Genomic DNA, 19,295 nt, shown 5'->3' with positions numbered 1-19,295 from the left:
GTCAGACCGAACGGCGGGCGGGGGCAAGCCGAGCGGTGCCGGAGGAGTGTGCTCACGGATCGGCCAGCCCGCCGCAACGCTCCCGGCACCGCCCCGATCGGTACGCGGTCCTCGCCATCCCGTCGGGGGCGCGGTCTGGCGCTCACCGTTTTCCATCTCGTTGTTTCGACGGAGCTATCGCTCTTTTTCAGCCGGATGTTCGACTATTGCAGTCCCGTGTTCGGTGCTGTCATGATGACCGCCGATGCCTTCATCTCCCCCGGAGGGAACCGCGATGCCCTGGACGATGGTCCCCACCCGGTCGTCGCAGCGCCGCCGGCGATCGGGGGTGGCGGGCGCGATCACGCTCGTAACCGTGCTCGGCGTACTCACCGGCGCGCCCGGCACGGTCGCCGCCGCCCCGACGGACGGCACCGCCGCCCAGCCGGTGGTGACCCGGGCCGCTCTCGATCCCGGGCTGGTCGCCGGTCGCGGCGCCCGCGTCGACTTCCTCGAGCAGGAGGCGGAGAACGCCCGCACCGACGGGCAGCTCATCGGCCCCGACCGCACCGCCTACACCCTGCCGTCCGAGGCTTCCGGCCGCCGCGCGGTCCGGCTGACCCCCGGCCGGTGGGTCGAGTTCGTGCTGCCGAGCCCGGCCAACGCGATCACCGTGCGCTACAGCATCCCGGACGCGCCGAACGGCGGCGGCATCACCGCGCCGCTGGACGTGGCGGCCAACGGCAAGCGGATCCGCACGATGACGCTCACCTCGCAGTACTCCTGGCTCTACAACCAGTACCCCTTCACGAACGACCCGCACGCCGACCTGCTGCACCCGGACTGGTGGATCACCGAGTGCTCCTGCGTGCCGGCCCACACCACGCCGTACCCCACCATCACCAAGCCGTTCCGACCCAGCCACTTCTACGAGGAGCAGCGCCTGCTGCTCGGCCGCACGTACCGGGCCGGCGACCGGATCCGGCTCACCGTCCCCGTCGGCAGCAACGCCGCGTGGACCGTGATCGACCTGCTCGACTCGGAACTGGTCGGCCCGCCGCGCGTCCGGCTGGCCGCCGCGAACGTCCTGGCCTTCGGTGCCGACCCCACCGGTCGCCGCGACTCCGCGCCGGCGCTGGAACGCGCCATCGCCGTCGCCCGGCGGACGGGCCTGCCGGTGTACCTGCCCCCGGGCACCTACCAGGTGAACCGGCACATCATCGTCGACGACGTGACGATCGAGGGTGCTGGCAACTGGCACACGATCCTGAAGGGCCGCGAGGTCGCGCTGCCCGCCCCCGCCCCGGACGGCTCGGTGCACACCGGCGTCGGCTTCTACGGCCGGGACGCCGCCGACGGCGGCAGCCGGAACGTCCACCTCTCCGGCTTCGCGGTCGAGGGCGACGTCCGGGAGCGGATCGACACCGATCAGGTGAACGCTATCGGCGGCGCGATGAGCGACTCCACGATCGACGGCCTCTACCTGCACCACACCAAGGTGGGCATCTGGTTCGACGGCCCGATGCGCAACGTCCGCGTCACCGACACCATCATCGTCGACCAGATCGCCGACGCGCTGAACTTCCACACCGGTGTGACCGATTCGCTGGTCGCGAACACCTTCGTCCGCAACACCGGCGACGACGGCCTCGCCATGTGGTCCGAGACCGTCGCCAACGCCCGCAACACGTTCACCCGCAACACCGTGCAGTCACCGGTGCTGGCCAACGGCATCGCGATCTACGGCGGCACGGACAACACCGTCTCGCACAACCTCATCGCCGACCCCGTACGGGAAGGCAGCGCGATCCAGGTCGGCGCCCGGTTCGGGGCGCAGCCGTTCACCGGGCACCTGTGGATCACCGGCAACACCACCGTCCGCGCCGGCACGTACGAGCTGAACTGGAAGATCGGCCTCGGCGCCATCTGGCTCTACGCCCTGGACCGCAGCATCGACGCGCGGGTGGAGGTGGTCGGGGACGCGTACCTGGACAACACCTACAACGCCGTCATGCTGGTGAGCGAGTGGGCGGTGAAGGACCTCTACTCGATCAACGACGTGCACTTCCGGGACATCCGCGTCGACGGCACCGGCACCTCGGTGGTCAGTGCCCGTACGGCCGGATCCGCGTCGTTCGCCAACGTGGACGCCCGCAACGTCGGCGCCGTCGGCGTCAACAACTGCGGCTCGTTCCACTTCACGCCGGCCGGTTCGGAGTTCCGCCTCACCGACCTCGGCGGCAACGACGGTGGGTGGCTCGCCCCATGGATGCTGCCGAACACCATCACCTGCGACGACCGCCCACCGGTGGTGCCACCGCCACCGCCGTCACGCTGGTGACGTCGCCCACTCACCTCCGGTCGCACGCGTCGCCGGACGGTCCGGTCCTCCGGGCCAGCCGGCGACTTGTGGCAACGCCGGTCACCTGGCCCCCGTGCGGCCGGTCCGCTTGCTTCCGAACGACTCCATGGTGGTCGCCTTCCGGGGTGGCGCCTTCTTCCGTGCCGCCGTCGTCGCCGGCGCCTTCTTCGCCGCGGCCTTCGTCGCGGGCGTCCGCTTCGCCGGGGGCGCTGTCCTCGCGGTGGCTTTCGTCCCGGGCGCCTTCTTCGCGACGGCCTTGGTCGCCTTCTTGGCCACCGCCGCCTTCTCGGTCGGTCGGCGGGTCGGCGCGGCCGTGGCGGAGGTGTCCTTCTTGTGGGCGACGCGGGCCGTGGTCGACGTCGGCTTCTCCCCCGGGGTCTTGGCCGCGCTCGCTCCGGTGGCTCGCTTGGTGGCCGTCGCGATCTTCTTCGCCGCCATCCTCCGATTCATCGGAGCCTTCTTCGCCCCGGTGGCCTTCTTGGCCCCGGTCGGCCTGCTGCCCGCCGCGCTCGCGCTCCTGCCGTCGGCCATCCTGGTTCCTCCTCGGATCCGCCCGCCACGTCGGCACGCCACCGGCAGCCGGGCGCTACGAAGCGGCGTCCTACCGACGGTCGCGCCCGCCCGGTCTTCCCGCCGGCCGGGCGGACAAACGTCCCCGGTCGGCGCCGCGCGTCCCGCGAGCGGCTCCCGGTCCGGCCCGACGCGCATGGTGCGACACCGGACGGATTGACACGCAGCGTCGTACGGACTGCACTGGTGGTAGTGGTAGGCGCCGGCTGCGGATCTGCCGGTGGCGCTGCGCGGGATCACCGGAGGCGACCATGGACCTCTCGCCTGTCAAACGACCGCAGGACGCCCAGACGGTACGCCGTCTGCGCCTCGGCGTCGGCATCGTCGGCGTCGCGCTGCCGGTCGTGCTGGTCGTCGGCCACATGCTGGTCAGCGGCCGGTTCGCGCTGCTCAGCTCGCTCAGCGCGTACTACTACACCGAGCTGCGGGACGTCTTCGTCGGCAGTCTGTGCGCGATCGGCGTCTTCCTGGTCTCCTACCGGCAACGGAGGGTCGACGACCTGCTCAGCACCATCGCCGGTGGGCTGGCGATCGTGGTCGCCCTGTTCCCGGCCGCGACGCAGCAACCCGGCTCGACGATCACGCCGAACGACGTGCTCGTCGGGCGGGTGCACCAGGTGGCGGCCGCGGCGCTGTTCGTCATCCTGGCGATCTTCTGCATCGTCCTGTTCCCCCGGCCCGATCCCCGCGAGGTCCACGGCCGGGTACGCCGCCGCCTGTACCACGCCTGCGGCGGCCTCATCCTCGCCGCCATCGCGGTCGCCGTGGCGAGCAACGCGCTTCCGGACGCCACCCGCGACGTGCTCAGGCCGCTGTTCTGGTGCGAGGCGGTCGCGGTGCTCGCGTTCGGGGTCGCCTGGTTCGCCAAGGGCGAGGCGTTGTTCGGGCCCGCTCCGCAGACCGCCGGTCCGGCCTCCGAGGGCGGGGCGCCCGTGGCGGGCGGGACGAGTCCGAGTCCCGCCGCGTCCTGAGGACCGTCGGGGCGGAGCGCCGGCGTACCAGGACGACCGGGCGGCGGTCAGTACGTGCCTGCGGCGCCGACCCGTGCGGCCACCCGCTCGTGCAGCGCGGACAGCCCGGCGCTGACGGTGGCGGTGAGCGGCTCCGGATCCGCCAGCCGGCGTGCCGGCTCGGGCAGCCAGGCCAGATCGGCGTCGAAGCGCTCCCGGGCGGCGCGGACTGCGGCGGCCGGGTCGGCGGCGTCGAGCCGGCGTCCGCCGCGCATGACCGGTTCGAGCAGCGGCTCGCGACCCGGCGGTGGCGCTTCCTCGCGCAGCCCGACGATGTCCCCACCGGCGCCGGCGCGGTCCCGGAAGACCTGCTTGGCGCCCGGCAGGGTGGCCTTGCCCGGCGACAGCTTGAGCACCGGCCGGTCGCCGTACGCGACCAGCTTGTAGGCGCTGTCCAGGGACGGCGCGTCGTAGGAGACCCCCATCTTCGTGCCGACGCCGTACGCGTCGATCGGTGCGCCCCCGGCGACCAGTCCCGCGATGACGTCCTCGTCGAGGCTGCCGCTGGCCACGATCTGCACCTGGGTCAGCCCGGCGGCGTCGAGGATCGCGCGGGCCTCGTGGGCCAGGGCGGCGAGGTCTCCCGAGTCGAGCCGGACGCCGAGCTGCCCGGTCAGGCGCAGCTCCGTGATGACGTCGACGGCGGCCCGTACCCCGGCGGGCGTGTCGTAGGTGTCGACGAGGAAGATCGGGTTGACGGGGAAGTCGGCGGCGAAGGCCCGGAACGCCGCCCGCTCGTCGGGGAACGCCTCGACGTACGAGTGGGCCATCGTGCCGGACGGCCGCAGCCCGTACCAGCGGGCGGCCTCGACATGGCTGGTCGCGGCGAAGCCGGCGATCGCGGACGCCCGGGCCACACCGGCACCGGCCTCCACGCCGTGCGTACGGCGGAACGCGAAGTCGACAAGCTGCGCGCCACCGGCGGCGAGGCGGCAGCGGGCCGCCTTGCTGGCCACCGTGGTCTGGAAGGTGATCAGGTTCAGGAGGCCGGTCTCGACCAGCTGCGCCTCGGCGATCGGCGCCGTCACCTCGAGCAGCGGCTCGTCGGCGAACACCACCCGACCCTCCGGCACGGCCCAGACGTCACCGGTGAACCGCAGTACGGACAGCGCCGCCAGGGTCGGAGTGTCGAACCCGACGACATCGCGCAGGTACGCCAGTTCGTCGTCGTCGAACGCGAACGTCTCCAGGAACGTCAGCGCCTCGTCGAGTCCGGCGGCGACCAGGAAGCCGCGCCGGTGCGGCAGGCGGCGGGCGAAGAGGCTGAACGTGGCGCGATCGGTCATGTCGCGGCGCAGGTAGCTGGCCGCCATCCGCAGCTCGTACAGGTCGGTGCGCAGCCCGGTCATGTCACCTCCTCGCCCGCCGCGGTGGCCGGCGGTCCGGCACTGGGCTGGTACGTCACGCACCCACTGTGGTCGACCCGGTGCCGGCTACGGGCGGGAAACGCGACATCCGCGACAGGTCGTCCCGTGGGGCAGCGGCGGTCAGGCGACCCGGCGCGCCCGTCCTGGCCCGACTGCTCGGCACGCCCCCCAACGGCGGCCATCCCGCCCGACCGGGCCGGCTGAGCGGAGGGTCAGCCGTGACGGGCCTGGTCAGGTGGCCAACCACCGGTGTAGACAGGAAACTGATCATGATTACCGGTGGGGCGCGGCGAGGAGGATCTCATGCAGGGCGAGCTGCAGCGGATCGTCGACGCCGTCGCCGCCCACGCCGGCCGCCCGGCGCTGATCGAGGACCGGCGGCAGCGGGTCGTCGTCTACAGCGAACAGACCGGTCTGATGGACGAGGTCCGGCGGGCGTCGATCCTGCGCCGGCAGACCACGCCCGAGGTCATCGCCTGGCTCCGCGAGTTCGGCATCGCCGACGCCCGGACGCCGGTGCGTACCCCAGCCTGCCCCGAGCTGGACCTGCTGCCCCGCCTCTGCGTGCCGGTGCGCCACGACGACCTGCTGCTCGGCTTCGTCTGGTTCATCGACCCCGACGGCACCATGGCCGACGTCGACCTGGCGGCGACGGGGTTGCTCAAGGAGCTGTCCCTGGCCCTGTACCGGGAGAACCTGCTCGGCGAGCTGGCCGCGCAGAGTGAGACCGAGGCGGCGCGGACGCTGCTCGCCGACAGCCCGGAAACCCGGGACCAGGCGGTCCGGGCGCTGCTGGAGGCGGGCATGATCGCCGCGGACGGCCCGACCACCGCGCTCGTCGCCCGCCTCGTCGCGCCCCGGGAGCGGCAGCCGGACGAACGGGCCCGGATCGCGCTGGAGCAGTCGCTGGTGGCCGCCCGGCGACGGGCCGGCATCCGCGAGGCGCTGCACCTGGTCCGCCACGACCACGGGGTGCTGCTGCTGCCCGCCGAGCCGGCCGCCGGCCGGCCCACACCGGAGGTCGCGGCCCGGCACCTCGACGACGACCTGCGTCACGTCACCCGCGCCCTCGGCTCGGTCGAGCGGACCGTGGTCGGGGTCGGCCGGACCCGGCCGCGCCTGGTCGACGCGGTCGAGTCGTACGCCGAGGCGTTGCACGCCGCGCGGGTCGGCGCGCGGCTGCCGGCGCTCGGCCGGGTGGTCTCCTGGTCGGGCCTGGGCGTCTACCGGGTGCTGGCCCGGCTCGGCGAGCACCACCTCGACGTGGCGGACGTCCATCCCGGCCTGGCCCGGCTGCTGGACGGGCCGGGCAATCAGGCGCTGCTCGCGACGCTGGAGCGGTACCTGGACCTGGCCGGCAACGCCCACGCCACGGCGGCGGAGCTGCGGTTACACCGCACCACGCTCTACTACCGGCTGCAACGCATCGAGGAGCTCGCCGGCACCGACCTCAAGGACGGGGGCGAGCGGCTCTGCCTGCACCTGGCGCTGAAGCTGGCCCGGTTGACCGGCCGCTACCGGCCCGAGGAGTGGGGGCGGATGCGACAGGCGTAGCAACCCGGAATCGAGATCTTCGACAGGTGCCCGATGACCCCGTGGCGGGGCGGTTCGTAGGTTCGGCGGAACCCGAGCGATGAGGGGGTGGTGGGGTGGCCGGGCGGTGGCTCGGGCGGTACGTCGTGCCCGCCCTCGTCGCGGCGCTGTTCGCCGCCCCGCTGTGGTTCATGGTGGTCGGCTCCCTGCGGCCCGCCGGCTCCCCGCCGCCCCGCACGCTGGAGCTGTGGCCGGCCGAGCCCACGACGGACGCGTACGCCCGCCTGCCGGAGCTGGTCCCGCTGTTCCGCTACCTGGCGAACTCCGCGCTGGTGGTGGCGCTGGCCGTCCCGCTCACCGTGCTGGTCGCGTCGCTGACCGGGTTCGGGCTGCGGCTGCTGCCCCGCCCGGCGCGCCGGCGGGCGCTGCTCGGGCTGCTGGCGCTGCTGCTGGTGCCGGTCACCGCCGTGTGGGCCACCCGCTTCGAGCTGTTCCGGCTGGCCGGGGTGGTCGACACGTACCTGCCGCTGCTGGCCCCGGCGTTGCTCGCCGTCAGCCCGTTCCTGGTCCTGCTGTACGCGTGGAGCTTCGGCGGCATACCGGACAGCCAGTTGCACGCCGCCCGCCTGGAGGGCGCCGGATGGCTCACCATCTGGCGGCGGCTGGCGCTGCCGCAGGTCAAGCCCGCGACCCTCGCCGTAGCGGTGCTCGCGTTCACCTTCCACTGGGCCAACTTCATCGACCCGCTGCTGTACCTGACCAGCGGCGACCGCTACACGTGGCCCCTCGGGCTGCGGTTCCTGCTGCTGCTCAACCCCACCGACTGGCCGCTGCTGATGGCCGGCTGCGTGGTCGCGACCGCGCCGTGCGTGCTGGTGTTCCTGCTGGCGCAGCGGATCCTGCTGTCCGACGACCCCCTCGCGGCGCTCCGGGGCCGGGTCGAAGTCCCGGCCCGAGCCCCTCAACCGGAAGGACGCCGATGACCCCCACCTGGCGGCGCGTGTGCGCGGCACTGGTCACCGTTCTGCTCGTCGCGGGCTGCACGCCCGGTGACCGGGCGGCGGACCGGGCCGGCATCACCGTGGTGCTGTTCGGCGACGCCGAGGAGGTCGCCGGCTACCGCACCCTGGTCGCCGGCTTCACCGAGGCCAACCCGGACGTCGACGTGACCCTGTCCCCCGTCGCCACCCAGGACGAACTGATGGCGCGGCTCACCACGTCGTTCGCGGGCGGCCGGCCGCCGGACGTCTTCCTGCTCAACTACCGCCGGTACGGGCAGTTCGCCGCGCAGGGCGCGATCGAGCCGGTGCAGTCGTACCTGGACACGAGCACCGCGATCAGGGAGAGCGACTTCAGCCCACGGGCACTGGACGCGTTCCGCTTCGACGGGAAGGCACTCACCTGCCTGCCGCAGAACCTGTCCTCGCTGGTCGTCTACTGGAACGCCGACCTGTTCCGGGCCGCCGGCCTCGCGGCGCCGGCCGCCGGCTGGACGTGGGACGACTTCCTCGCCGCCGCGAAGGCGCTCACCCGCGACGGCCGGTACGGGGTGGGCGTGCAGCCGTCGATCGCCCGGCTCGCGCCCTTCGTGTGGTCCAACCGGGGTGAGCTGGTCGACGACCCGACCCGGCCGAGCGCGCTGACCCTGCGCGGCGACCCGGCCGCCCGGGAGGCCGTCGACTGGTTCCTCGACCTGCAACTGCGACACCGGGTCGTGCCGCCGGACGCCGAGGAGCAGAGCGAGTCCAGCGAGGCACGCTTCCTGCGCGGCACCCTCGGCATGTACCTGAGCAGCCGGGTCGCCGTGCCGACCCTGCGCACCATCGACGGCTTCACCTGGGACGCGGCGCCGCTGCCGGTCGCGCCGGGCGGCGTGCCGGCGTCGATCCTGCACAGCGACGCGTACTGCATGAGCGCCGGCCTGCCGGACCACCGCCCGGCGTGGCGGTTCATCGAGTACGCGATGGGCGCCGCCGGGCAGCGCACGCTCGCCGAGTCCGGCCGGACCGTCCCGTCCCGCCTCGACGTGGCCGGCTCCCCCGCGTTCCTCGACCCGGCAAAGCCGCCGCGCTCGTCGCGGGTGTACCTCGACGCCGAGCCGCACCTGCGGGCCACCCCGCGCACCGCCACCTGGGCCCGCGTCGAGAAGGAGACCGACAGCCTGCTGGAGGAGGTGTTCTACGGCCGGGTCGGCCGGGAGGAAGGGCTGCGGCGGCTGGAGGAGACCGTCCGTCCGTTGTTCACCCTGCCGGTGGGCAAGTGACCGAGCCCCGCGGCGTCATCCGGCTGGAGGGGCTGACCAGGTCGTACGGGCGGACCGCCGCCGTCGACGGCGTCGACCTGGAGGTGCGGGCCGGGGAACTGGTGACCCTCGTCGGGCCGTCCGGGTCGGGCAAGTCGACGATCCTGCGGCTGATCGCCGGCCTGGACCGGCCGGACGGCGGGCACGTCCTGGTCGACGGCGTCGACGTGGCCGGGGTGCCGCCGCACCGACGGGCGGTGGCGATGGTCTTCCAGGACTACGCGCTCTTCCCGCACCTCACCGTCCACGGCAACCTGACGTTCGGGCTGCGCGTCCGCCGCGTGCCGCGCGCCGAGGCCGACCGGCGGGCCCGCGCCGCCGCCGAGCGGCTCGGCATCGGCGACCTGCTGGACCGCTACCCCGACCAGATGTCCGGCGGGCAGCGGCAACGGGTCGCGCTGGCCCGGGCGCTGCTGCGCGACCCCAGCGTCTACCTCCTCGACGAACCCCTCGCAAGCCTGGACGCGCCGCTGCGCTTCGCCACCCGCGCCGACCTCCTCGCCCTGCACCGGGAGCTGCGCACGACCACCGTCCACGTCACGCACGACCAGCACGAGGCGATGACGCTCGGCGACCGCGTGGTCGTCCTCGCCGACGGGCGCGTCCGGCAGGTGGGCCCACCCCAGCAGGTGTACGACGAGCCGGCCGACACCTTCGTCGCCGGGTTCCTCGGCAGCCCGCCGATGAACCTGGTGCCCGGCGGCGGGATGCTCGGCGGCGACCCGGGCCTGACCCTCGGCGTACGCCCGGAGGACCTGACGCTCGACGACGCGGGACCGGTCCCCGCGACCGTGGAGGCGGTGGAGGCGCTGGGCAGCGAGGCGATCCTGCTGACCCGCTGCCCGGACGGCACCCGGCTCACCGTCCGCACCGGCCCCCGCCCCGGCGTCGCCCCCGGCGACGAGGTGCGGCTGCGCGCCGACCGGCTGCACCGGTTCGACGCGGCCACCGGGCGGCGCCGGTGAGCCGCCCCCGGCCACCGCTGACCGGCTGGGCGTTCCTCGCCCCGTACGCGGTGGCGGTCGCCCTGCTGGTCGCGGTGCCGGCGCTGCTCAACGTGGGGTACGCGTTCACCGACCACACCGGACTGACCCGCGACCCGCGGTTCGTGGGGCTGGCCAACGTCCGGCGGATGCTCGACGACGGATTCCTGCTCGACAGCCTGCAGGCCTCGCTGTTCCATGTGGCGCTCGCCGTACCGGTGCGGTTCCTCGCCGCGGTGGGGCTCGGCCTGCTGCTCGCCGCCCCGCGCCCGGGCGGGCGCTGGTTCCGCACCGCCGTCTACCTGCCCACGGTCATCCCGGACGTGGCGCTCGCGGTGCTGTTCCTGTGGGTGCTCAACCCGCTGTACGGGCCACTCAACCAGCTCCTCGGCCTGTTCGGGCACCCCGGTTTCACCTGGCTCGCCGACCCGACGACCGCCCGGGTGGGCGTGGTACTGATGCTCGCGTTCCCGATCGGCGAGGGGTTCGTCGTGGTCCTCGCCGCCCGCCGGCTGCTCGACGGCCGGCTGTACGAGGCGGCGGCGCTGGAGGGGTGCGGGCCGTTCGGGCAGCTGCGCCGGATCACCCTGCCGCTGCTCGCGCCGGTGCTGGTCCTGCTGGCCGTCCGGGACACCATCCTCACGTTGCAGGTGAACTTCGTGCCGGCGTACGTGCTGACCGACGGCCGGCCCGCCAACGCCACCCTCTACCTGCCCGTCTACATCTTCGACCAGGTCTTCGAGTTCTCCGGCTTCGCGTACGGCTCGCTGGTCACCATCCTGCTGATGCTGGTCACCGCGGTGATCATCACCGGGCTGCTGCTGGCCGTCCGGCGGTGGCGGGTGCTCAGGTGACCGTGACATCCTTGCTGCCCATGAGACTCCGGGCCCTCGCCGCCGTCGCCCTCCTCGCCGGGCTGGCCGGGTGCGGCGGCGGGGAGGCGCCGGCCGGTGGCAACCGGGACCTGCTGGCCAACCTGCCCAGTTGTGACCGGGTGCCGCTGGACCAGGAGCCGGAGGTGGCCGCCGACGTGCCCGGCCTCGTCCTGCCCGACGGCGCCCGGGTCACCAGCGTGGTCACGCAGGGGGCGCTGACCAGCGTGGAGGCCACCGTCCGCATGTCCCCGCTGGACGTTCGCGCCCACTATGAGCAGCGCACCGACATCGAACTGCTGCGCATCGAGGACGAGATCTTCGAGACCGAGGTGCTGGCGCGGGCGCAGGACCGGCGCATGTACCTGCGGGCCGGGGCGCTCTGCGCCGACGGCACCACGCTCACGGCGATGGTCGGCCCGGATTCCGACGACGCGGGCCTGCCCGAGTTCCGCACCGGCTGACGGCCTCGACACCTGTCCTAACCGGGCGGTTCGTTTCCCGACAGATGATCGGTGACGTTCACCGATGCGGTGTCTAGCGTGCGCACACAGGACCGTCCGCGTACGGACAGGAGAACCGCATGAACCTCACCCTCGCCCGAAGTCGCCGCGGGCTGACGGCGACGGCGCTGCTGGCGCTGACCGCCACGGTCGCGCTGACGGCGTCGTCCAGCCCACCACCGCCCGCGCAACCCTCGCTGGCCACGAGCTCCCCCACCGGCCCCATGGAACTCCCCGACGAGTGGATGACCGCTCAGCGGATGAGCGACGGCAGCACCGACCTGTCCGCCGCCAAGTACGCCCGCGCCCGCGGCGAGGCCAACCAGCTCGCCGCCCGGACCCGCAGCGTCTACCGGCCCCTCGCCGAGCGGAGCTGGTCCTTCTTCGGACCCGCCGACATCGGCGGCCGGGTCGTCGACATCGCCGTGGACCCGCAGGTGCCCAACCAGGTGTTCATCGCCGCCGCCTCCGGCGGTGTGTGGAAGTCCAGCGACGCCGGAGCCACCTTCACCCCGGCGTGGCCGGACGGCTGGGGTCAGGCCATGGGCGCGGTCGCCATGACCAGCGACGGCGTCCTCTTCGCCGGCACCGGTGAGGCGCAGCCCGGCGGCGGCTCCATCACCTTCGGCGGCGACGGTGTCTACCGCTCCACCGACCGGGGCGCCACCTGGGAACATGTCGGCCTCGCCGACAGCCACGCCATCGCCCGCTTCGCGATCGACCCCGCCAACGAGGACCGGATCTTCGCGGCGGCCAGCGGCAACCTGTTCGTCCCCGGCGGCGAGCGCGGCGTCTACCTCAGCGAGGACGGCGGCGACAGCTGGCGGCAGGTCCTCGCACCGCCGAACGGCACCACCGGCGCCACCGAGGTCGTCATCGACCCGAGCAACCCCGCCCGGATGTACGCGGCCATGTGGGACCACCTGCGCGAGCCGAGCCAGCGCACCTACGGCGGGCCCGGCTCCAGCCTCTGGCGCTCCGACGACGGCGGACGGACCTGGGCACGGATGACCACCGGCCTGCCCACCGACGCCGACCAGGGCCGCTGGGGTCTCGCGCTCGCCCCGAGCAACCCGAAGCGCCTGTACGCGTACGTCGGCACCGCCCTCGGCCCGTTCCGGGCGTTCTACCGCTCCGACGACGGCGGTGACACCTGGACGCAGACCCCGATCACCGCCGGGCAGGCGTCCCAGTCGACGTTCAGCTGGTGGTTCGGCAAGCTCTTCGTCGACCCGGCCGAGCAGAACCACGTGTTCCTCATGGGCGTCAACCTCATGCGCTCCACCAACGGCGCGCAGAGCTTCTCCCCGGTGGGCGGCGTCCACGCCGACCAGCACTCCATGCGCTGGGACCCGAAGGTGCCGGGCCGGGTCTACCTCGGCAACGACGGCGGCTTCTACCGGTCGGCGGCCAACGGCGCCGGTAGCTGGGTGAAGTCCACCGACGAGCGGTACACGCAGTTCTACACCGTCGACGTGGCGCAGACCGACCCGAGCCTGAAGGTCGGCGGCGCGCAGGACAACGGCTGCAACCGCGGCTACAACGGGGCCGGCGGGCCGTGGGACGCGATCGGCTGCGGCGACGGCCTCCAGACGCTCATCCACCCCCAGTACCCGAACATCGTCTTCGGGTGCAGCCAGTACGGCTCCTGCTACCGGTCGGAGAACTCCGGCGGCAGCCCCCGCCAGCCGATCAGCACCGGCCAGACCACCTCGCAGCGCCGCAACTGGCTCACGCCGCTCCAGTTCGACCCGAGCGACCCGAACGTCATGTACTACGCCGGCAACATCGTGAACCGGTCGACGGACAACGGTCGTACCTGGACCGCGATCAGCCCCGACCTCACCGGCGGCGGCCCGAACGACCCGTCCGGCTACCCGTGGGGCACCATCACCACGATCGCGGCGGCGCCCACCAACGGCGACACGCTGTACGTCGGCACCGACGACGGCAAGCTCTGGTGGACGCACGACCTCGGACGGAGCTGGAACGAGGTCGACCGGGCGCAGCTCCCCGGCACCTGGGTCACCCGCGTCGCGGTGCACCCGGCGGACGAGAACATCGCGTACGCGACGTTCTCCGGCTTCCGCTCCGGCAGCGACCGGCCGCACGTGATGATGACCCGTGACGGCGGCCGGACCTGGACCGACATCGGGCGCGGCCTGCCCGACGCGCCGGTCAACTCGGTGGTCCCGACCGCCGACGGGCTGCTGCTGGTCGGCACCGACGTCGGCGTGTTCATGTCCGCCTGGAACGGCGGCGAGTGGGCGGCGCTCGGCGCGGATCTGCCACAGGCGGCCGTGATGTACCTGCGGTGGCACGAGCCGTCGCGCCAGCTCACCGCGGCGACGTTCGGCCGGGGCATCTACGACGTCACGGTGCCGCGCTGCCCGGCGGCGTCGACCAGGCTGCCGCTGAACGACGCCGGGGTCGGTGTGGTGGGCGTGCTGTCGTCCTGCCGCGCCGGCTAGTCCGTCCGGAGGCCACCTCCCTGGTATGGGAGGTGGCCTCCGTGCTGCTCAGTCGGGCGCTGTCAGCTGGCGCACGTGGCGCAGCCCGGGACGCCCCTCGAGGGTCACCTCGCCGGCCGGGGTGAACCCGGTGCGCCGGAGCACCCCCAACGAGGCGGCGTTGTCCAGCGCGGCGGAGGCGTACAGCCGGCTCAGCCCGTACTCGTCGCGAGCCAGACCGAGCACGCGGCGGACGCCCTCGCTCGCCACGCCCTGCCCGGTCGCCCGTTCGGCCACCCGGAAGCCCAACTCGGCGCTGCCGTCGAGGACGTCGACCAGGTTGAACCGGCCCAGCACCTCCCCGTCGTCGTCAATCAGGACGTGGAAGTGGCAGGTGCCGGCGGCCTGCTCGGCGAGCAGCGCCGCGTGGCGCGCGTCGAACCCGGCGAAGTACCCGTCACCGCGATCCGGCACCGACCGCGCGAAGAACGCCCGGTTCTCCCGCTCGAACCGCAGCAGCGCCGGGGCGTGACTGACGTCGAGCCGCTCAAGTGTGGCCATCGGCCCGCCTCAGCGCAGCCGCCGGGCGGGGAACCTCGCCGGCGGGTCGGCGATCGCCTCCTGGGCGGCGATCAGCTGGATCTCCCGGGTGCCCGCGGCGAGGGTCGCCTCGAGGACGGTGAAGATTGACGCGGTGGTGCGCTCCAGGGCCGTCGCTGGCGAGCCGGTGGTCCAGAGGTGCGCCAGGTACAGGGCCGCGGTGACGTCGCCGCCGCCGTTCGGGCTGATCGGCAGCAGCGGCGTGGTCACCGCCCAGGCACCCTCGTCCGACACGGCCACCAGCTCCAGCGACCCCTCCGCGACATCGCCGTGGAGGACGCTCGTGACCAGCACGTGCCGCGGCCCGGTCGCCCGTACGACGTCGACCGCCTCCAGCACCTCCGCCAGGGAGGTGGTCTGGCGGCCCGCGAGGAAGTCCAGCTCGAACTGGTTCGGCGTGATGATGTCCGCGCGCGGGACGACCACGTCCCGCAGGTACTCCGGGATGCCCGGCCGGACGAACATGCCCCGGCCGACGTCACCCATCACCGGGTCGCAGCAGTAGATTGCGTCGGGGTTGGCCGTCTTCACCAGGGCCACCGCGTCGAGGATCACCGCGCCCATCGCCGGGTCACCCTGGTAGCCCGACAGCACCGCGTCGGCGTCTCCGAGGACCCCGCGGTCCGCGATGCCCGCGATCACCTCGGCGACGTCGGCCGGCGCCAGCAGCGGCCCGCGCCACGCGCCGTACCCGGTGTGGTTGGAGAAGTGCACCGTCAGCACCGGCCAGACCTCGTGCCCCAGGCGCTGGAGCGGGAAGACGGCGGCCGAGTTGCCCACGTGGCCGTAGGCGACCGATGACTGGATGGACAGGATCCTCACCGGCCCATCATGGCCGTTGCCGCCCCGGCGCTACGCACCACGGTCATCCGCCTGCCCCGAGGGCGACCCGCCCGGCGATCCGAGTCATGATCCGCTCGTCATCCTCGACCACCGTTCCATAGAAGTCGAGCAGCACGCCCTTGACCACGTCAGCAGCGTACCGACCGGCGCGCCGCGCGAGATCTTGGAAGATTTCGGCCCCTCCGGGGGCCGTTTCTTTCCAAGATCGGTACGGGTCTCCCGCTGGCGAGTGGTAAGCCGCATCATGGGCGGATGCGGATGACGCGCGTCGTGGGGTGGCTCGGTCTGGCCGCCCACCTGGTCCTCGCCTTCTTCTACGCGGCGAGCGGCCTGGTCGTGCCGGCCTGGGCCCTGGCGGTACTCCTGGTGATCTGGCTGGTGCTCCTGGCCGTGGCGATCCGGCTGCTGCGGGAGCGTCCGGCCTTCGTGCCGCTGGTGCCGCTGGCGGCCGTGCTGATCTGGCTGGCAGTCGTCTGGGCCGGTGACGTCTGGCTCGGCTGGACAGCGTGAGGCGGCGGCGTCCCCCAGGGTGCCGCCGCCCCGTTCCGCCGTCAGCCGGTCGGGAGGGTCGCCACCGCCTTGCGGTAGTTGCGGCCGCTGCCGTCCGGCGTGTAGTTGTTCTCGACGTTGCCCGCCGCGTCCACCGAGAACCAGTGGACCGTCGTGCCCGCCGGCACGGTGAGCGTCTCACCGCCCTCGCGGATACCGGCGGAGCCGTACAGCGTGGACGAGTACGTCGGCGCACTGCGGTCGAGGGTGTAGAAGACCGCAGCCGGTTCGCTGACGTCGAACGTCACGTCGACCGTCCCCGCCGTCGCGCTGGCCGCCACCCGCAGCGTGCTCTCCGGACGGGTGTTGTCCCGGTCGAAGTCGCGGGCGACCCGCATCATCTCGACCAGGCCGTTGGCGAACTCCATGGTCTCCTGGTGCGCCTCGTCCCACTCGGGCTGGAACGAGGTGCCGACCTCGAAGTTCCACGCGTAGATCCGGTACTTGTACCAGAGCATGTCGCCGGAGTTCCCGGCCGCCGAGTACAGCACGTCGGAGATCGGGCCGGTCCGCGCCGGAGTCACGGCCATGTTCCGGTGCCGCTTGATCGCGGTGAGGATCCGCGACGACGCGCCCCAGAACGCCGACTCCTCGGCGAGCGTCGGCCGCGGCGCGGAGATCCGGCCGGGCACGGCGTACGCCCCGGGCGACCACATGAAGTAGTTGCCGGAGGAGTGCAGGTTCATCGAGAAGCGGACGTTGGGCCGGCTGGCCAGCCAGTCCAGGTTCCGGTTCTCCGGCTCGGACAGCTCGGACGGGCCGGCGTACGTGCCGCTGGTGCAGCTCGACGAGGCGCCCGAGTAGCCGTCGAAGAGGCTGTACTCGGTGTAGTTGCGGTTGTTGTCCACGCCCCACGAGTCGCGGCCCAGGAAGTCGGCCGGCCCGGTCAGCGGGCAGTGGTTGGTCATGTTCTTGCGCTGCGAGTTGAAGTCGTAGAACGAGTAGTGCCCGCCGTCCGGGTTGACCGACGGCGCGATCCAGATGTCGAGGTCGTTCAGCAGCTGCTTGGTCCGCCCGTCGTGCGCGTAGTTGCGCAGCAGCCGCTCGGCGGTCTCGATGGTGACCAGCGGCGGCACCCACTCCCGGGCGTGCTCCTGCGCGTACGCGAGGACGCCGAGCCGTGACCCGTCGCGGTGCTTGCCGATCCGGATCGCGTACACCGGATGCGGCTCGCGGGACACCGACGCGGGCGCGCTGAGGTCGTCGGTGAGCCGGGTGCGCGGTGCCGGCGCGACCACGCCGGTGCCCGCGCTCCCCCGATAGGTGTACGCGCGCAGCAGCGATCCGGCCTGCGCGTTGAGCGCCTCGACGACCTGGGCGGCGGTGCTGGTGACCGCGCCGGTGGCGTCGGTGGCCAGGCTGACCCGCACGTCGCTGCCGGTCACCGTGACGGCCAGGGTGGCGCCGGGCGCCCCGGGGTGGGCCAGCTCGACGGACACGTCGTTGCCGCCCTGGTGGCCCCACGCGCGGGAGTCGACCGCGACGCGGCTGGCGTTCGCGGAGCCGAACACGGCCTGCGCCTTGCGCCGGTAGCCGTTGGTCTTGTGTGGCAGCTCGACGATCTCGGCGAGGTCCGGGAACTCGGCGGCGAGCTGGTGGATGCGCGCGTACAGCTCGGTGGGCGTGAGGTAGCTGGTGACGAAGTCCTTCTGGTAACCCGGCCCTTCCGGGTCGGTCTCCGGGATGGGCAGCCACTCCTGCACCTTGGCGACGGCGACGTCCCCGGTCGGGCTGGTGATGCGCACGTACTCGGGCCGGACGGTGACCGGCGCGGCGCCGCGGTGGTAGAGGTAGACGCCGGCGTCGACGAAGCGGGCGATGGTCTGCGTACCGCCGGAGCCGATCTCGGTGCCCGGCCCGCTGTCGCGTTCCACGGTGAGCGGCGTGGCGGCGGTCTGGCCCTGGGCCCACTTGGCCTCCACCGACAGGATCTGGCTGGTCCCGGAGGTGTAGTAGTCGGCCCGGATGATTTTGACATCGGAGGCGGTGGCGGTCGTGGCGAACGTGTGGTTCTCCGCCCGGTGCGCGGCGATGGTCGCCTCGCGCTCGTCGACGCGGGCCTGCGCGTCGCCGGGGCGGTGCAGGACACGGCCGAGCCGGTACCCGGCGGCGGTGAGTCGGGCGGCCTCGCTCGGGGTGACGACCGCGTGCACCACCACGCCGTCCTCGGTGCGCGAGACGTGGTGGTCGAGGTCGACGCCGGTGGCGACGAGCGCGTCGAGCTGCGCGGTTCCGTCGAGGAGCACCTCGACGACGCTGGCCTCCTCGCCGGCGACCGGACCGGCATCGGCGGCGGGGGCGTCGGGCACGACGGCCGCGGCGGGACTGACCAGGAGTACGACGGCCGTGGCGGCCGCCAGGAACGCGGGCAGGCGGTGTCGCCACCGCCGGCCGGGGAGACCGAACATCGATGTCCGCCCTTCGTGGGACCGGCGTGCGGCGGCAGTGGGAGGGTGCGCGCCGGCGCTCGGAAACCGTTCGGCCCGCTACCTCAGCTCCAGGACGGTAGCGGTTCTTCGGGGCGCCGTGGCGTCCGGCGGCGTCCAGGGTCGACGCTGCCCGCATCGCCGGCTGCGCAGCACCGCCCCGGGGTCGGGTGACGGTCCGATGACGGTCGGTGGACTGTGCTCATCGTTCGCCGGGACCTAGCGATCTGTCAATGCCCGCCGGACCCGGCCGGCCCCGACCCGGCATGCCGACCTGCCCGTTTACGGATGCCGGTAACGGGTGAAGGTAGGGTCGGTACCAGCACATGAGGGGGGCCGCACCATGTCCGACACCAGCCACGACCGGTCTGACCGCCACGACCGACCCGACGAGGTGACCGACCCGCTGCTGTGGGGGCTCGCCCTCGGGGTAGCCGACGCGCACCAGCCCGACGAGGGCGGGGCCGACTGCGTCAACCTGCTCTGCGCCGGCCAGGGCTGGCCCTGCGCCGTCTGGCAGACCGCCCAGCGGGCGCTGCAGGTGGCCCAGGCCTCGCCCGAGCAGCAGCCGGCGGACGTCCCGGCCGACCGGCCGAGCGACCCGCTGACGGGCTGGTCGGCGGCCCCGCCGCGCCAGCTGCGCCCGGCCACGCCGGAGCAGCCGCGCCGCACCGGCACCGCCGCCTGACAGCGCGCTGACCAGCGACGACGCGGACGGGCCGTCGACCGGAATCGATCGGCGGCCCATTCGGTGGAAGTTCCATCACGGACCGCCATGACGGTGTCCTTTCCGACAGATCCGGCGGGTTGTCGGACCGGTGGATGGCGGCGTGACCGGCCCGACCGTTAGGCTCAAATGCCGAGTGGAGTCGTTCACCGCCGATCAATCATCTTCGCTCTGGGCCGACGTGACGGATATTCGCTGGTCAGCAGCACCGGAAGGCAG

At 73.1% G+C, this 19,295-nt stretch carries 16 protein-coding genes; 11 read left to right on the top strand and 5 right to left on the bottom strand.

The features are described from left to right. Nucleotides 1–274: 274 nt before the first annotated feature. Entirely contained in the window at nucleotides 275–2,320 is a 2,046-nt protein-coding gene (locus tag ACTMS0_RS19970; RefSeq protein ID WP_441156739.1) for a glycosyl hydrolase family 28-related protein, read from the top strand. A gap of 81 nt (nucleotides 2,321–2,401) precedes the next feature. On the opposite strand, the gene ACTMS0_RS19965 is transcribed toward ACTMS0_RS19970, so the two are convergent. After that, a complete protein-coding gene (locus ACTMS0_RS19965) occupies nucleotides 2,402–2,872 on the bottom strand; it encodes a hypothetical protein (RefSeq protein WP_441156738.1) in 471 nt (156 codons plus the stop codon). Nucleotides 2,873–3,162: 290 nt separating this feature from the next. On the opposite strand from ACTMS0_RS19965, the gene ACTMS0_RS19960 reads away from it, so the two are divergent. After that, a complete protein-coding gene (locus tag ACTMS0_RS19960) occupies nucleotides 3,163–3,882 on the top strand; it encodes a hypothetical protein (protein ID WP_441156737.1) in 720 nt (239 codons plus the stop codon). A 47-nt stretch (nucleotides 3,883–3,929) separates the two neighbouring features. On the opposite strand, the gene ACTMS0_RS19955 is transcribed toward ACTMS0_RS19960, so the two are convergent. Beyond that, nucleotides 3,930–5,270, bottom strand: coding sequence for a nicotinate phosphoribosyltransferase (locus tag ACTMS0_RS19955; RefSeq protein ID WP_441156736.1), 1,341 nt, complete (start codon nucleotides 5,268–5,270; stop codon nucleotides 3,930–3,932). A 321-nt stretch (nucleotides 5,271–5,591) separates the two neighbouring features. Between ACTMS0_RS19955 and ACTMS0_RS19950 the strand changes: the two genes are divergently transcribed. The 7 genes from ACTMS0_RS19950 (at nucleotide 5,592) to ACTMS0_RS19920 (ending at nucleotide 13,952) form a co-directional block, all read left to right on the top strand. After that, entirely contained in the window at nucleotides 5,592–6,842 is a 1,251-nt protein-coding gene (locus ACTMS0_RS19950; protein ID WP_441156735.1) for a PucR family transcriptional regulator, read from the top strand. Nucleotides 6,843–6,937: 95 nt separating this feature from the next. After that, entirely contained in the window at nucleotides 6,938–7,804 is an 867-nt protein-coding gene (locus ACTMS0_RS19945; RefSeq protein WP_441156734.1) for a carbohydrate ABC transporter permease, read from the top strand. Further along, nucleotides 7,801–9,084, top strand: coding sequence for an ABC transporter substrate-binding protein (locus ACTMS0_RS19940; RefSeq protein WP_441156733.1), 1,284 nt, complete (start codon nucleotides 7,801–7,803; stop codon nucleotides 9,082–9,084). The genes ACTMS0_RS19945 and ACTMS0_RS19940 overlap by 4 nt, the downstream gene beginning before the upstream one ends. Next, nucleotides 9,081–10,088 carry an ABC transporter ATP-binding protein gene (locus tag ACTMS0_RS19935; protein WP_441156732.1) on the top strand — a complete coding sequence of 336 codons (1,008 nt, stop codon included), beginning with the start codon at nucleotides 9,081–9,083 and terminating at the stop codon, nucleotides 10,086–10,088. The genes ACTMS0_RS19940 and ACTMS0_RS19935 overlap by 4 nt, the downstream gene beginning before the upstream one ends. After that, entirely contained in the window at nucleotides 10,085–10,960 is an 876-nt protein-coding gene (locus tag ACTMS0_RS19930) for a carbohydrate ABC transporter permease (protein WP_441156731.1), read from the top strand. The genes ACTMS0_RS19935 and ACTMS0_RS19930 overlap by 4 nt, the downstream gene beginning before the upstream one ends. A gap of 20 nt (nucleotides 10,961–10,980) precedes the next feature. Then, nucleotides 10,981–11,442: a hypothetical protein gene (locus ACTMS0_RS19925; RefSeq protein WP_441156730.1), complete on the top strand. Its 462-nt coding sequence runs from the start codon at nucleotides 10,981–10,983 to the stop codon at nucleotides 11,440–11,442. A gap of 119 nt (nucleotides 11,443–11,561) precedes the next feature. Further along, the gene (locus ACTMS0_RS19920; RefSeq protein ID WP_441156729.1) at nucleotides 11,562–13,952 is read left to right on the top strand and encodes a WD40/YVTN/BNR-like repeat-containing protein; all 2,391 of its coding nucleotides are present in this window, start codon (nucleotides 11,562–11,564) and stop codon (nucleotides 13,950–13,952) included. Between the two features lie 48 nt (nucleotides 13,953–14,000). Here ACTMS0_RS19920 and ACTMS0_RS19915 read toward each other — a convergent pair whose 3' ends face one another. Together ACTMS0_RS19915 and pdxY are read right to left on the bottom strand one after the other, a co-directional pair. After that, complete coding sequence (locus tag ACTMS0_RS19915; protein WP_441156728.1) at nucleotides 14,001–14,492, bottom strand: GNAT family N-acetyltransferase; 492 nt, start codon at nucleotides 14,490–14,492, stop codon at nucleotides 14,001–14,003. Nucleotides 14,493–14,501: 9 nt separating this feature from the next. Then, the gene (gene pdxY / locus ACTMS0_RS19910) at nucleotides 14,502–15,353 is read right to left on the bottom strand and encodes a pyridoxal kinase PdxY (RefSeq protein ID WP_441156727.1); all 852 of its coding nucleotides are present in this window, start codon (nucleotides 15,351–15,353) and stop codon (nucleotides 14,502–14,504) included. A gap of 273 nt (nucleotides 15,354–15,626) precedes the next feature. Here pdxY and ACTMS0_RS19905 point away from each other — a divergent pair, with 273 nt between their 5' ends. After that, nucleotides 15,627–15,884 (top strand): hypothetical protein, encoded by a 258-nt coding sequence (locus ACTMS0_RS19905; RefSeq protein WP_441156726.1) that lies wholly within the window; start codon nucleotides 15,627–15,629, stop codon nucleotides 15,882–15,884. A 41-nt stretch (nucleotides 15,885–15,925) separates the two neighbouring features. Here ACTMS0_RS19905 and ACTMS0_RS19900 read toward each other — a convergent pair whose 3' ends face one another. Further along, nucleotides 15,926–18,331, bottom strand: coding sequence for a M14 family zinc carboxypeptidase (locus tag ACTMS0_RS19900; RefSeq protein WP_441156725.1), 2,406 nt, complete (start codon nucleotides 18,329–18,331; stop codon nucleotides 15,926–15,928). Between the two features lie 361 nt (nucleotides 18,332–18,692). Here ACTMS0_RS19900 and ACTMS0_RS19895 point away from each other — a divergent pair, with 361 nt between their 5' ends. Next, nucleotides 18,693–19,037 carry a hypothetical protein gene (locus ACTMS0_RS19895; protein ID WP_441156724.1) on the top strand — a complete coding sequence of 115 codons (345 nt, stop codon included), beginning with the start codon at nucleotides 18,693–18,695 and terminating at the stop codon, nucleotides 19,035–19,037. Nucleotides 19,038–19,295 lie beyond the last annotated feature (258 nt).

Origin of the sequence: Micromonospora sp. H33, assembly GCF_052068455.1 — a bacterium.
Taxonomy (GTDB): domain Bacteria; phylum Actinomycetota; class Actinomycetes; order Mycobacteriales; family Micromonosporaceae; genus Micromonospora.
This window is presented reverse-complemented; position numbering and strand designations above follow the sequence as displayed.